The 14,311-nt window shown below is 60.4% G+C and carries 8 protein-coding genes; 7 read left to right on the forward strand and 1 reads right to left on the reverse strand.

Annotated features, from left to right (window positions below):
• Positions 1-2 precede the first annotated feature (2 nt).
• The 6 genes from RMQ97_RS02120 (at position 3) to RMQ97_RS02145 (ending at position 10,157) form a co-directional block, all read left to right on the forward strand.
• Positions 3-2,969: a TonB-dependent receptor gene (locus RMQ97_RS02120; protein WP_413659177.1), complete on the forward strand. Its 2,967-nt coding sequence runs from the start codon at positions 3-5 to the stop codon at positions 2,967-2,969.
• 75 nt (positions 2,970-3,044) lie between these two features.
• Positions 3,045-5,378 (forward strand): glycoside hydrolase family 3 N-terminal domain-containing protein, encoded by a 2,334-nt coding sequence (locus RMQ97_RS02125; protein WP_413659178.1) that lies wholly within the window; start codon positions 3,045-3,047, stop codon positions 5,376-5,378.
• A complete protein-coding gene (locus tag RMQ97_RS02130) occupies positions 5,378-6,397 on the forward strand; it encodes an SMP-30/gluconolactonase/LRE family protein (RefSeq protein WP_413659179.1) in 1,020 nt (339 codons plus the stop codon). The genes RMQ97_RS02125 and RMQ97_RS02130 overlap by 1 nt, the downstream gene beginning before the upstream one ends.
• A complete protein-coding gene (locus RMQ97_RS02135) occupies positions 6,397-7,722 on the forward strand; it encodes a GntP family permease (RefSeq protein WP_413659180.1) in 1,326 nt (441 codons plus the stop codon). Before RMQ97_RS02130 ends, RMQ97_RS02135 begins: the two co-directional genes overlap by 1 nt.
• A gap of 26 nt (positions 7,723-7,748) precedes the next feature.
• Positions 7,749-9,101, forward strand: coding sequence for an MFS transporter (locus RMQ97_RS02140; protein WP_413659181.1), 1,353 nt, complete (start codon positions 7,749-7,751; stop codon positions 9,099-9,101).
• 18 nt (positions 9,102-9,119) lie between these two features.
• Complete coding sequence (locus tag RMQ97_RS02145; RefSeq protein WP_413659182.1) at positions 9,120-10,157, forward strand: LacI family DNA-binding transcriptional regulator; 1,038 nt, start codon at positions 9,120-9,122, stop codon at positions 10,155-10,157.
• Between the two features lie 103 nt (positions 10,158-10,260).
• Here RMQ97_RS02145 and RMQ97_RS02150 read toward each other — a convergent pair whose 3' ends face one another.
• Positions 10,261-12,783, reverse strand: a complete 2,523-nt coding sequence (locus tag RMQ97_RS02150) for a glycoside hydrolase family 3 N-terminal domain-containing protein (protein ID WP_413659183.1) — start codon at positions 12,781-12,783, stop codon at positions 10,261-10,263.
• Positions 12,784-13,200: 417 nt separating this feature from the next.
• On the opposite strand from RMQ97_RS02150, the gene RMQ97_RS02155 reads away from it, so the two are divergent.
• A complete protein-coding gene (locus RMQ97_RS02155; RefSeq protein ID WP_413659184.1) occupies positions 13,201-14,259 on the forward strand; it encodes a LacI family DNA-binding transcriptional regulator in 1,059 nt (352 codons plus the stop codon).
• Positions 14,260-14,311: the final 52 nt, after the last annotated feature.

The following is a 14,311-nucleotide window of genomic DNA, read 5'->3' on the forward strand; positions in this document are numbered from 1 at the left end:
CCGTGACGGCTCTGAGCGTTGCTTTGCTGGCTGTCCCGGCCCATGCGCAAGAGTCCGATGACACTGTTGAGCCGGGCGAGGTGATTGTGGTGCGGGGCGTGCGCGCCAGCCTGCAGAACGCCCAGGCCATGCGTCGTGATGCGGACGTTCTGATGGACGCCGTGACGGCTGAAGATATCGGCGCATTGCCGGATCGTTCCGTGGCGGAAGCCCTGCAGCGAGTTCCCGGCGTGAATATCACGCGTTTCGAGGGCGCTAACGACCCAGACCACTTCTCCGTTGAGGGGACCGGAGCCACGGTGCGGGGTCTGACCTTCACACGCAGTGAGCTGAATGGCCGCGATGTGTTCTCGGCCGATGATGGCCAGCAGATCGGCTTTAACGACATCCCGCCGGAATTGCTGGGATCCGTCCAGGTGTTCAAAAACCAATCTGCCGAAATGATCGAAGGTGGGTTGTCGGGCACGGTAAACCTGAATACGCGCCTGCCGTTTGACAGCGCCGAGAATATCCGCGCCTTCTCGTTGGAGGCCAACTATTCCGATCTGCGCGAGGCGTTCACGCCGGGCGTGTCCGGTGTGTTCTCCCAGCGTTGGGAGATGAATGATGGCAGCGAATTTGGTGTTCTGATTGGTGGCTCGTATTCCGAGCTGGATTCTCGTGCCGACGGCACGCTGATTGCGGACTATATCGATCGTGACGGTAATGGGCAGTATGTCCCGTCCGGTGCGGGTATCCGGACGCAATTGTTTGACCGCGAACGCTCCAGCATCGCGGCTGCGGCTCAGTGGAGCAGTGCTGACGGCCAACTTGAAGCCACGGCCCAGTTCTTCCGCGCGACCTATGAAAATGCCTGGTCCGAACACGCGATCGAACCGAGCATTGATGATGGACCGGGCATTGTCCCCGCTCCGGGCACCAGTTTTAACTTCGACGAAAACGGTTTGTTCGAGAGCGGTGTTATCTCACAATCGGTGGGCTGGCGGTCCAATGATCCGAGCCTCCCGCTCAATGGGGTGCGCAATCTGGTGCTCAACCGCGAGCGCCTGGACCAGTCTGAAAACACCGATTTCGGCTTTAACCTGAAATGGGCGCCGACGGATCGTTTCCGGGCGAATTTCGACTTCCAATACGCTGAATCCACCGCTGAAGTGGCTGATGTCACCTTGCACTCAGCCTTCTTTGCGGACACGGCGCTGGACACGACCACGGATATCCCGTTGGTGACCTACCGCGCTCCGGCCGATGGTACCGATCCGTATTTCGAGGATCTGAACAATTATTACATCCGCTCGGCGATGGACCATCTCTCAGACAATGAGTCTGAATTCATGGCTCTCAAGGCGGATGGTGAATACGATTTCAGTGGTGACCACTGGCTGGAATCCATCAAGTTCGGTGTGCGCGTCTCCGAGCGTGACCAGATTGTGCGTCGCTCCACCTTCAACTGGGGCAATATCTCGGCCACATGGAATACGCCGTTCGCGCTCGACAATGCCGCCATTCCGGCAGGCACGTTCGAATTACGGACCTTGGACAACTTCCAGCGCTCCGGCTATGACAATGGCATCCCCAATGGTCTCCCCTTCTACACGGGCGAGCTGGGGTTCAATTATGATGCAGGTGTTTCGCAGATCTTTGCCTTGCGCGAAGCTGCGGGCAATGGCGGCTGGGTGCCGCTGGCGCAACGCGGCGGTGTCGTCGCAGGCACACCTTTCCTGCCGTCGGAAATCACCGATGTGACGCAGGAAACCCAGGCGGCCTATGTCCAGTTCAACTTCGCCCAGGATGATTTCCTGGGCACCGGCATGTATCTGGACGGTAATTTCGGTGTTCGTTATGTCGAGACCACCACCACTGCGGCGGGCGCGCTGTCCTTCCCGGATAGTGCCTTGTTCCTCAATGGTCTCTCGCCGACCGACTTCTGTGCTGCGGCTGCGGGCGGTGGTGGAGGCTTGCCGGGCTTCTGTCTGCTTCCGCAATCCGAGCAGGACGCTTTCGCGGCCTGGGCAGATGGAACGAACCGTCCGCTCTCGGCTGAAAACGGTTATGAGAATATCCTGCCGAGCCTGAATGCCCGGCTGGAAGTCACCGAAGATGTGATCGTGCGTCTGGGTGTCTCCCAGGCCATGTATCGTCCGGACTTCGGTTTCGCGCGCTCGAACTTCGTGATCCAGGACCGGATCGGTCAGGATGATCCGGTGACCGGTCAGTGGCTGCGTCCGCTGGCCTCGACGGGCAATATCAATCTGAACCCGGCCACAGCGACCAATTTCGACCTTGCTGTGGAATGGTATTTTGCGGATGTCGGTTCGCTGACCCTCACTTATTTCCACAAGGACCTGGATGATGTCGTGACTCCGGGTGTCTCGGTACAGACCTTCGAGAACAATGGCGTCGAGTTCGATGTCAATGTGAACGGTGTGGCCAACGCCCCTGACAGTGGCTCGATCCAGGGCTTCGAGGTGGCGTACCAGCAGACCTATGATTTCCTGCCGGGTCTGTTTGGCAATCTGGGCACCCAGATCAACTACACCTATATCGACGCAAGTGCTGTCCCGGTCCTCCAGCCGGACAACACGGCCGGAAATGGCAGTGCCAGCGCGGTCTTTGATGTGACCGGGTTGGGTTTCCCGCTCTTGTCGGAAGACACGTTCAACTTTGTAGGCTTCTATGAAGATGACCGTTTCTCCGCCCGCCTGGCCTGGAACTGGCGGTCTGACTACACGTTGACGACACGGGATGTGATTTTCCCGTTCTCGCCGATCACACATGAATCGACGGGTCAGCTGGATGGTTCCTTCTTCTACACCGTGAATGACTACTTCACCGTGGGTGTTCAGGCTGTGAACCTCCTCGACGAGGTCTCACAAACTCGCGCCGTTCTGGACGCGACCGGGCTGAATGCGCCCCGGAACTCGTTCACGAATGATCGCCGCTTCGCCTTCGTGGTGCGCGGAACATTCTGATGCAGTGGGGCAGCCTGGTTTAGACCGGGCTGCCCCGTTTTGCTTTTTTAAGAACAAAATATGGGAGAGGTGCGCATGAGCGCAGCGTGGATGACTCGCGCCGCGAGCCTGGTGATGGTGTCTGCGGGATTGTGGGCCTGTTCGCCGTCGGACAATCCGGCCGGACAAACGATTGCCGAGGGTCAGTCTTCAGCTTCAGAGGCGCCATCGGCCTGGTCGCCGCGTGTGACACGCTTGCTGAGCGAGATGTCGGTTGAGGCCAAGATCGGTCAATTGCATCAGGCGGCTGGCGGGCGTTCGCGCAATCTCAATTCCCGGCTGACGCCCGAAGAACTTGACCGGGTGCGAGAGGGTGGTGTGGGTTCCTATCTGCATGTGGCCGGTGCCGAACCTCTCGAAGCCCTACAACGCGTTGCGGTGGAAGAGAGCGAGCACGGTATTCCGCTCCTGTTTGCGATGGACGTGGTGCACGGCTATCGCACGATTTTTCCTGTGCCGATCGCCATGGCGGCCAGCTGGGATGAAGCGGGCTGGGAAGAGGCGGCACGGATCTCTGCCGAGGAGGCCGCGGCTTCGGGGCTGCACTGGACCTTCGCTCCCATGATCGACATTTCTCGCGATCCAAGATGGGGTCGGATCGTTGAGGGGGGAGGATCAGATCCCTATCTCGGCTCTCGCATGGCAGTCGCCCAGGTGAACGGATATCAGGGCGCCGATCTTGCGGCCGGAGACACCATCCTTGCGACGGCCAAACATTTCGGTGCGTATGGCGCGCCAACCGGGGGGCGCGATTACGGGACGGCGGACATTTCCGAGCGCAGCCTGCACGAAATTTATCTGCCGCCTTTCCACGCAGCGACCCAAGCTGGTGTCGGTTCGATGATGACCGCCTTCAACGATATCGCCAGCGTACCGTCGACCGCGAATGGCCATCTGATTGAAGGGGTCTTGCGGGATGAGTGGGGTTTTGACGGCTTCATCGTGAGCGACTGGAATGCGATCGCGGAATTGATGAATCATGGTGTGGCCGAGACCCGGACGGATGCTGCCGCACTGGCTCTGGAAGCGGGTGTGGACATGGATATGACCAGCGCCGTTTATGTGCAGGACCTGGCAGCAGCCATCGAAGCCGATCCGGCGCTTCTGGCTGCGCTGGACCGGTCGGTGGGGCGCCTCCTGGCGTGGAAAGAGGCTTTGGGCCTGTTTGATACGCCCTATATCTACCACGATACCGACCGTGAGGCGGCAGAGTTGCTCGCCCCGGATCACCGTGTCGCAGCCCGGCGGTTGGCAGAGCGCTCTATAGTTCTTCTGAAGAATGACAACAACACCTTGCCCCTGGCCCGCGAGGCAGGCTCGATAGCCGTGATCGGGCAGCTCGCCGAAGATGCCTCCACCCAGCTGGGGAGCTGGCGGGCACAGGGCCGGCCGGACGATGTTGTCTCTCTGCTCGATGGCATTCGCCATGAAGCGGGTGATGCGATGGCTGTGTCTTACGCAGCCGGGGCGGCTCCGCGCTCTGATGATATGAGCGGCCTGCCGGATGCCATCGCGGCTGCTGAAGCGGCCGACCGCGTGGTGTTGGTGATCGGTGAGGATTACGACCTGTCCGGAGAGGCGCGTAGTCGTTCCGATATCGCACTTCCTCCGAGCCAGCAGGCATTGGCCGAGGCGATCTTCGCGACGGGCAAGCCTGTGACCGTGGTTCTGGTGTCGGGTCGGCCTCTGGCCATTCCACGTGTGGCCGAGGAGGCTGATGCGCTTCTTGTCAGCTGGATGTTGGGTGTAGAGGCCGGCCCGGCCCTGGGGCGCATCCTGTTCGGTGATGTCTCTCCCGCAGGTCGCTTGCCGGTGAATTTCCCGCGGGCGACAGGCGCTGTGCCGTTCACCTATTCGGAAAATCCGGGCGGGCGTCCCGCGCATCCCGATCTTGAGCGCGACACCAATCGCTATATGGACCAACCCATTACCCCGCTTTTCCCGTTCGGACATGGTCTGGCGTATTCGCAGTTCGAGTATGGCGAGATGGAGGTCCGCGAAACACAAACGGGCTATCGCTTGTCCGTGACGGTGCGCAATTCGGGCGATCGCGAGGCTGATGAGGTGGTGCAGCTCTATATGCGCGACCCCGTGGCACGTGTCGCGCGCCCGCGTATCGAATTGCGAGGTTTTGAACGCGTCACGCTCGCTCCGGGTGAAAGCGTTGAAGTCGCCTTTCATTTGACACCGGCTCAGACGGCGATTTTTCAGGCACCCGGGCGATGGCAGGTCGAAGCGGGCCGGATCGAGGTGATGATCGGTGCCAGCTCCGCGGATATTCGCGCGCGCGGTGAGATCCAGATCGTTGAGGCGCAGACCGGTTCGGCTCCGGCAACGGCTCTGGAAACCCGGGTCGAGGTGATCCGATGATGGACCGCAGAACCCTTCTGGCGGGCGGGTTGTCCGGTCTGGCGCTGGCAGGGTGTACCCCGGGGCGGTCTGTAGACGCTGCAGGTGGGCTGGGGGTCGAGATCCGGGACAGCGCTGCTCGCCGCGTGCTCCATCCGGGGATGCGGCCGCAGGTTCTGTCTTCAGGTTACATCTGGTCGGAAGGCCCGGCCTGGGATGAGAGACGTCAGTGTCTCTATTTTACGGACGTTCCGGGAAACACGGCCTATCGTTGGTCCGAGCCGACGGGCACCCAGGTCTGGCAACAGCCCTCCGGCATTGCCGCACAAGAGGCCGTCGGGATGCGCGAGGCCGGGCTGAACGGGTTGTGGTGCAATGCGCAGGGCGAGCTGTGGGGCTGTAATCACGGTCGTCGCCGGGTTGAACGGATTGATCCGGAAACGGGCGAACGTACGGCGCTGGTCGAGCGTTTCGATGGGCAGGCCTTTAATTCTCCCAATGATCTGGCGATATCCTCTGCCGGGGCCATCTATTTTACAGACCCGCCGTACGGACTTGAGGGCCTGGATGCCTCGCCGCTCAAGGAAATGTCGGTGAATGGTGTCTATCGCCTCGATCCGGATGGGCATTGCGTGCGCCTGATCGACGATATGACCTTTCCCAATGGAATTGGTCTGTCGCCCGACGAACGATGGCTCTACGTGGCCCAGTCTGATCCCGATGCGCCTGTGATCCGGCGCTTCCGGCTGGATGCCGAAGGGGGTGTCAGCGGTGGCGAGGTCTGGGTCGACGCCCGAGACGCTCTTGCCGCCGGCGAGCAGGGCCTGCCTGATGGCATGAGCGTCTTGCCCAATGGTTGGGTGTTCGCCACAGCCCCGGGCGGCGTCTCGCTGTTATCCGAGGCGGGTGATGTGCTGGCACGGATCCGTACGGCCAGTGCGACGGCAAACTGCACTCTGGGCGAGGATGGCGGAGCTCTGTTTATCACAGCTCATGATCGTTTGCTGCGCCTCGAACTGCGCCGTGAAGGTGTGCGTTGATGTCTCCGCTTCTCGTGACCGGTCTCGCGGTTCTGGTGTTGCTGATCCTGATCTTGCGTTTCAAGATTCCGGCCTTTGCCGCCTTGATCGCGGTCTCACTTGTTGCAGCCCTCGCGGCCGGCATGGACTGGGACAGCGCCACGGATACGGTCGTGCGGGGCATGGGCGGGACGCTGGGCTTCATCGCGGTCATCATCGGTCTGGGTGCCCTGTTCGGCACCTTGCTCGAGGTCAGTGGCGGACTGGAGCGACTGGCCCGGCGGCTGGCGGGCTCCCGATTGTCCGGTCCCGGCCTGGGGTTTGTCGGACTGGTTGCGGCCATTCCGGTCTTTTTCGATGTGGCGCTGTTGATCCTGGCGCCTGTCGCGCTGGCGCTCAGTCGCAAGGTCAAGCGGCCGGTCATGCTCTATGGCCTGCCCCTGCTGGTCGGACTGGCTACGGCCCACGCCTTTATTCCTCCGACTCCCGGCCCGGTCGCCATCGCCGATATACTCGGTGTGGAGCTGGGCTGGGTAATTTTTGTCGGGGCTGTGTGTGGTCTTCCGGCGTTCCTTCTGGCCGGTCCGGTCCTGGTCTCTACACTGTCGCGGTTGAACTGGCTGCCTGAACGTATTGCTGATGACAATGCCGACGGGTTTCACGCGCATGACCGTGAACAGCTATCGGGTGGGCTGGTTATCTTGCTGATCCTCCAGCCGCTGGGGCTGATACTGGCGGGCACCCTCGCCACGATGCTGCTTGAGCCGGGGCCCTTGCGTGATGTGATGCGGATTGCCGGCCACCCCTTTGTCGCCTTGATGATCGCCTGCGGCCTGGCGGCTGTTGCCGTGTCAGGCCTGGGTGAGGAGGTCCGGTCGCGCATGGCGTCCGGCATGGTGCGGGCGCTGGAACCGACCGGCGCGGTTATTCTGGTGACCGGGGCCGGAGGCGCATTCAAACAGGTTCTGGTCGATACGGGTGGTGGCGAACAACTGGCCCAATGGGCGCTCGGGCTGGGTATCTTGCCTATTATGGCCGGTTTTCTGCTCGCTCTTCTGGTGCGCGTCGCCCAGGGCAGTGCCACGGTGGCGATGATCACGGCCGCAGGCCTGATCGCGCCTGTTGCGGATACCGCGGGGCTCGGCAACTGGGATCTGGCTTGCTTGGCCATAGCGATCGCGGCGGGCGCCAGTGCGCTCTCGCATGTCAATGACTCCGGATTTTGGCTGGTGTCGCGCGTGTTTGGCTTGAGTGAGGCACAAACCCTGCGCAGCTGGACCCTGGCGACGGGTGTTCTGGGCATCAGCGGGCTTGCATCCGCGCTCACACTATCGGCACTATTCTGACAGGGTTGTCAGAACGGAGCCGATACATGCTCGGACGTCTCGGGCGATATCTCGGCTATGGCGTCGGGGATTTCGGCCTCAACATCTTCTGGAATACACTCTCTCTCATCCTCGTCTTCTGGTATGTGGAGGTGGTCGGGCTGGATCCGCGGGCGGCCGGGCTGGTCTTCTTTATCGGTGTGGTCTGGGATGCCCTGGCGGATCTGTGGGTTGCCGACCTTGCCCAGAGGACACGGACACGCTTTGGCACCTATCGGCCCTATCTGCTGGTAGGAGGCGTGGTCCTGGGTGGATCCTTCTGCCTGTTATTCTGGATACCGCCCTGGCAAGGCCTGCCGCTGGTCCTGACCCTGACCGTTGTGCATATCCTCTTTCGCACGGCCTATACGTTTGTCGCTGTGCCCTATGCTGCGCTCGCCTCACGCCTGACCTTTGATTCCGGTGAGCGGACCTGGCTCGCTGGCATTCGCATGGGATTTGCCTTTGCAGGTTTATTGTGGGTGTCCGGTTTTATCTTTCCGCTGGCCCGGACGTTCGGTGAGCGAGAGGGCATGGCAGCCTGGGCCTATTTTGGTGCGGCCGCTGTCGGGGCTTTGACAGCCTTCGTGGCCTTTGTGATCTGTTTTTTCGGGACGCGTGAAAAAGCGCCACCTGGCCATGTCGAGGCTCCCTCTGCCCGCAGTGGCTTTATCAAGCTGATCGGGGAGTGGCGGGAAAATCCGGCCCTCTCGCGTCTTCTGCTTCTCCTGTTTGTGAATTCAGTAGCTGTTTCAAGCTTTCTGCTCCCGCTCTCCTTCTATCTCGAAGCCTCGTCGGGCCTTCTTGCGGAGAAGGAAGTCGTGCTTTCGGCCTACGCATTGGCGACCGTGCTATCTGTGCCGGTCTGGACGGTGGTCTCCAGTGTGATCGGGGTCCGACAAGCCTGGTTATGGGCAGTCGGAGTTTTGTCCAGCAGCGCCCTGGCTTTCGCCCTGTTTGGTCCGATTATTGTTGGCGGCATTCCCATCCAGATCTTCGGGTATGGGGCGGGATATGCAGCGTTTGGCGTCTATATCTGGGCATTGATCCCCAATGCGATCGAAATTGGTCAATGGCATTCGGGAAAGCGTCGCGAGGGGGCGGTATTTGGCGCGTCTCTTTTCGTGCAGAAGACCGCGGGGGGTGTTGCCGGTATTCTTGTGGGTCTGATGCTCGCTATGATCGGTTATGACCGTGAACTGGGTATGCAATTGCCTGAGACTCTGGCACGGCTAAGCTTGTATCTCTATATTGTACCACCGCTTCTTGTCGTGCTCTCAGGGGTTCTGGTCTTGCGCCTGCCCTTCACCGAGGAGGAGCATCGCAAGATCGTGTCCGATCTGGACAAGCGCACGCGCTGACCCCGGGAGATCCATCTCATGGCCCGCATGATTGATATTGCAGAACGTGCTGGTGTGTCGCTGAAAACGGTCTCGCGCGTCCTCAATAATGAGCCCCACGTCAAAGACGAGGTCCGTGACCGGGTGCGGCGTGCGGCCGAGGATGTGGGTTATGTGCCCAGTACATCGGCACGGCGCCTGGCAGGAAGCCGCAATTATGCCATCCAGCTGATCAGCCATTCCAGTCGCTCCAATTACGTCAATGCGATCCAGTTTGGCGCGGTTCAGGCCTGCCAATCGCTGGGGTATCAGCTGATCGTGTCTTTGCTCGCCGGGGCCGACAAAATGGACTGGTCCGAGCTCTACAAAAACGCGGAAATCCTGGTCAAAACGGCTCGTCCGGACGGCATTATCCTGGTGCCGCCCCTGTCCAATGACGGGCGTTTGGCGGAAGTGCTCCAGCAGCTGGGTGTACCCGTCGCGCGGGTCGATCCCCGGGCGATAGACGGATCGACGATTGTGGTGCGGATCAATGAACGTCAGGCTGCATGTGAACTGGTCGAGTATCTCCTGCAACAGGGGCACACCCGCATTGCCTTTATCCGCGGCAAGGAAGACCAGAATGCCACCCATGAGCGGTTTGCCGGCTACCAGGACGCGCTGAAGGCGGCGAATATTGATCTGGATCCGTCCCTGGTCCTGCCCGGGACATTTGATTTTCCGTCGGGCTTTTCCGGGGGAGAACATTTGATACGCCTCGACGACTCCCCAACCGCGATTTTCGCCGCGAATGATGACATGGCTGCTGGCGTATTGATGGCCGCATTGCGCAATGGTGTCTCTGTGCCAAACGATCTTTCAATTGTCGGGTTTGATGATGCGGACGTGGCCGACAAGACTTGGCCAGCTCTGACAACGGTGCGACAGCCCCTGTTGGAGATCGGGGAGGCTGCAGCGTCAGAACTGATCCGCTTGGTCTCAAACAATGGCCCGGTCCGCGCTGAGACACTGAACCGCGTTCTCGACCACGAGATCGTGTATCGCAGCTCGGCGGGTGCACCGCCAAATGCTAGCTGATCTGGTCTGCGAGACCTCTGATGTCGCCAATGCCAGATTGGAAAAATGGCGGCCGGGATCCGAGGGAAGATGCAGGGGGATCCCGGCGCGCCAACGGGGAAGATCAGATATTCCCGCAGTCTGTGGCTGCATCCGTATCCGGACGCAGTTGAATGTCTCCCAGCCCGATCTGCCCGGCGTCATCGCGCGTGGTGAGCAGGAAGGGGCGGGTGATTGCTGTCAGCGGTCGGCCGGCCTGACTGAAGCATGAGAGGCTGATCCGGTATTCGGTCCAGTTGCCCTGTGTGATCTCCATGTCGATGGCGTCCGCACATTCCGTGTCGGCGCAGTCCACACCGATCGCGATGCGTGCAGGTTCAGCACCGACGGAGCGGGCCTGGAAGCTCAGCTCCATGGCCCCATTGGCCTGACGGCTGAGATCAACGGCATCAGGACCTTCGATCATCATCACGGCGCCGGCCTCGTTCCAGACCAGCTGAAGGGAATCTTCCTGTGCGGTGCGATCTGTCGCGCTCACATCCATGGACCGGGTGGAGATGGCCCACGGCGCTATGGCCTGACCCTGGCTGTAGTATTGCTCCACATAACTGGTGTCGCGCACCTCAACCCCTGACTCTTCGGACAGTTGACCGAGCTGGTGGACGTCGCCGAAGGACAGGCCATACCCGTACGCAAACAGCGGGGCGTAGTCGGTATCACCGCGATTGAGCTGGCCTCCCAGGCCGTCCGAGGGCCAGGAATAGGACAACCGACCCGTGAAATCAAAACCCGACTCACTCTGGAAGAGCAGGTCGGCGACACCCGCCCCTTCGCTGCCCGGCAGCCAGGCGGCGATAAAAGCATCCGATGCGTTGATTTCGGGATTAGTCCACATGGGGCGGCCCGACAGGAATACGCTGACGACGGGCCGTCCGGCGTCCTGATGCGCGGACAGGGTTTGCGGTGTCAAACTTGTGGACTGATAGTCCAGATGATCACGATCCCCCTGGAATTCCGCATAGGGGCGTTCGCCATACACAGCGATGACGACATCGGCCTCAATTTCGCTCGTTCCGTCTGCATCATAGAAAAGTTCACCGCCCGCCTCGGTCACGGCCGCTTCGATGCCGGACAGGATGCTATCCGCATTGGGGAATTCGGAGTTGGGGAAGTCGCCCCCCTGCCAGGACAGGGTCCAGCCCCCCGCGGCTGCTCCGATATTGTCGGCATCCGGTCCGATCACCAGAACACGGCTGCCGGCATCCAGGGGCAGGAGCTGGTCGTTGTTTTTAAGCAGGACAAGGCTTTCGCGAACCGCCTGTCGCGCGATGGCCCGGTGTTCGTCCGAGCCCAGCAGGTCCTCGCGCCCGGCGTAAACACGTTCGCTCGGGCGGGGCATCTCGAAGAGCCCCATATTGATTTTGACACGCAGGATGCGTCGCACGGCATCATCCAGACGTTCCATCGGAATCTCGCCGGACTGAACATGGGCCAGTGTGCTGTGCCACAGGCCTCGCCAGCTGTCGGGAGCCATGTACATATCGAGCCCGGCATTGAGGCTTTCCGGGCAGTCCGTTGCGGTACAGCCCTCAATCAGGCCGTGGCCATTCCAGTCACCCACAATGAAACCCTGAAATCCCATGCGGTCCTTCAGAACGCCGGTCATCAGACTTTCATTGCCGTGCATACGGATGCCGTTCCAGCCCGAGAAAGAGGCCATGACCGTTTGAACACCCGCAGGAATGGCCGTGTAATAGCCTGCCGCATGGATGTCGCGCAGTTCGGTCTCCGAGATCAGCGCATCTCCCTGGTCACGACCATTCTGAGTGCCGCCATCAGCGAGAAAATGCTTGGCGCTGGACAGGACACGGCCTTCGCCCAGGAAATCATCCTGACCGGGATGCCCTTGCAGGCCATAGACGATGCGGGGTGCATAGTCGGCGACGATTGCAGGGTCCTCGGAGAAACCTTCATAGGTGCGACCCCATCGGTCATCGCGCGGGACCGCCAGAGTGGGGGCAAACGTCCAGTCATGGCCGGAGACCAGCAATTCAAGCGCGGTTACCCGGTAGATCTCCTCGATCAGATCTGGGTTTCTGGCAGCGCCCAGTCCGATGTTATGCGGGAAGACCGTGGCACCGCGCAGGTTGGCATGTCCGTGCACGGCATCAATGCCCCAGATGATCGGAACAGCCAATTCGACAGCGCTGTCATCGATAGATGCGTCGAAATAGGCATCCGCAGCGGCAAGCCAGGTCCCGGTATCAGCATAGGGCAGTGGGCCCGGCGCAGAATTGCCTCCGCTGAGCACAGAACCCAGATGATAGTCACGCACCTCGTCCGGGGTGACAGAACCGCTATCGGCCTGGATGATCTGTCCGACTTTCTGCTCCAGCGTCATTTGCGCCATGATGCTGTCGATCCGCGCCTCTACAGCCGGATCCAGTGGTGCGGCAGGCAGGGCCGGCCAGGTGTCAGGATTGGCGATGGCGGACATTGAGGGCGTCGCCTGCGGGGCGGCTTCCTGCACCTCAGCCTGGGTCTCTCCCTGTTCGGTATTGAGCGTTTCAGATTGGGCGCAAGCCGCCAGGGCGGTCAGAAGCGCAAGGCTGGAGACCTGGCAGAACCGGGACAGGGGCGTCGTCATTATTATCCTCCCAAGGACGTAACGTGCGGGCGGTGCATTGCCGCCAAGGCTGAGTTGAGGGGCACCATGCCCGACTATGACAGCGATGTCAAAGTGAACCGAGCCGGCCTTGCCAGTTTCTCCCTTGGTCCTAATTGCGGTCATGAATGGCCGTTAAACGCAGAGGTGATCAGGCGTTATCTTGATGTTGGCCGTCGTTGTCATAGTTTGTGGCGAAGTCGCTGTGTCCTGTGGGGCAGGGACGGGCAGGTACGCGCTACAGCGTGCGACTGACAGTCCGCACCTTGCCGAGGAGAGTATTTCTGCGCATGGTTTTTGATACGAGCAGGCTGGGGGAACGGCCAGTATCGTCAGGGAGAATCGGTCAGGGGTGTCCACCCCGTCGCCGGTTGTCATGGGACTTTGAAAGGATGATGCATGGCGCGCATGATTGATGTCGCGAAAAAGGCCGGCGTTTCGCTAAAAACCGTCTCGCGTGTTCTGAACAATGAGCCCCATGTGAAAGATGTCTTGCGGGAAAGAGTGAAGACCGCCGCTGAGGAAGTGGGTTACGTCCCGTCGGCTTCGGCGCGACGTTTGCGGTCCAATCGGAGTTATAATCTGCAACTCCTCTCCCACTCTGATCGAAGCAATTATGTTAACGCTATCCAGTTCGGAGCGATCGATGTCTGCCAGACATCGGGCTATCAGCTGGTGATCGCCCTGCTGGAGGGTGTGTCCAAGCGCACCTGGTCGGAATTGCATGACGAGCTGTCGCGTATACTCAACCAGGCGAAGCCGGATGGATTGATTCTGGTGCCGCCGCTCTCCAACGATGAACGCGTAGCCGGAATTCTGTCCGAGTTTGACATTCCCGTGGCGCGGATCGGGCCGACACACGGGATTGAATCCCCGATTACCATCGCCATTGATGAACAGGCCGCTGCACAACAGCTGACCGATCTGTTGATTGCAGCGGGACATGAGAAAATCGCTTTCTTGCGCGGCAAGGAAGATCAGGCGGCCACGCATTTGCGCTTTCGCGGGTATCGCGACGCTCTGGACGCGGCGGGTCTGACATTCAACCCGGAATGGGTGTTGCCGGGTAATTTCGAATTTCCATCGGGCCTGGCGGCCGGAGAAGCGCTTCTGGCAATGGAGGATCGTCCCACCGCTGTATTCGCAGCCAATGATGATATGGCTGCCGGCGTCATCATGGCGGGCCACCGTGCAGGTCTGGATTTGCCCGCAGAGCTGAGCGTTGTCGGATTTGATGATTCCGAGATCGCCGACAAGACGTGGCCAGCGATCACTACCGTTCATCAGCCGCTGGTCGAATATGGACGGTTGGCAGCACGGCTTCTGATTGAAAAGTTAGGCGGTATTCCCGTTATCGGTGCGTCTGTGGACGCGCCTGAATTGTCTCCGGGAATGATCTCCTATTCCCTGGTTGAACGCGATTCAATCAGCGATAAATCTATTAAAACAAAGCAATAGCCAAAATTGTCTTTCGTTGTCAGAATCTAATTGATTTGCCTCATCTGAGCAT

Origin of the sequence: Maricaulis sp. D1M11, assembly GCF_047308265.1 — a bacterium.
Lineage (GTDB): Bacteria > Pseudomonadota > Alphaproteobacteria > Caulobacterales > Maricaulaceae > Maricaulis.

What these genes read in the sequence shown, in the direction of transcription:
- RMQ97_RS02125 (WP_413659178.1), top strand. Translation starts at nt 3,045, where the DNA reads ATGAGCGCAGCGTGGATGACTCGCGCCGCGAGCCTGGTGATGGTGTCT.
- RMQ97_RS02130 (WP_413659179.1), top strand. Translation starts at nt 5,378, where the DNA reads ATGGACCGCAGAACCCTTCTGGCGGGCGGGTTGTCCGGTCTGGCGCTG.
- RMQ97_RS02135 (WP_413659180.1), top strand. Translation starts at nt 6,397, where the DNA reads ATGTCTCCGCTTCTCGTGACCGGTCTCGCGGTTCTGGTGTTGCTGATC.
- RMQ97_RS02140 (WP_413659181.1), top strand. Translation starts at nt 7,749, where the DNA reads ATGCTCGGACGTCTCGGGCGATATCTCGGCTATGGCGTCGGGGATTTC.
- RMQ97_RS02145 (WP_413659182.1), top strand. Translation starts at nt 9,120, where the DNA reads ATGGCCCGCATGATTGATATTGCAGAACGTGCTGGTGTGTCGCTGAAA.
- RMQ97_RS02150 (WP_413659183.1), bottom strand. Translation starts at nt 12,783, where the DNA reads ATGACGACGCCCCTGTCCCGGTTCTGCCAGGTCTCCAGCCTTGCGCTT.
- RMQ97_RS02155 (WP_413659184.1), top strand. Translation starts at nt 13,201, where the DNA reads ATGGCGCGCATGATTGATGTCGCGAAAAAGGCCGGCGTTTCGCTAAAA.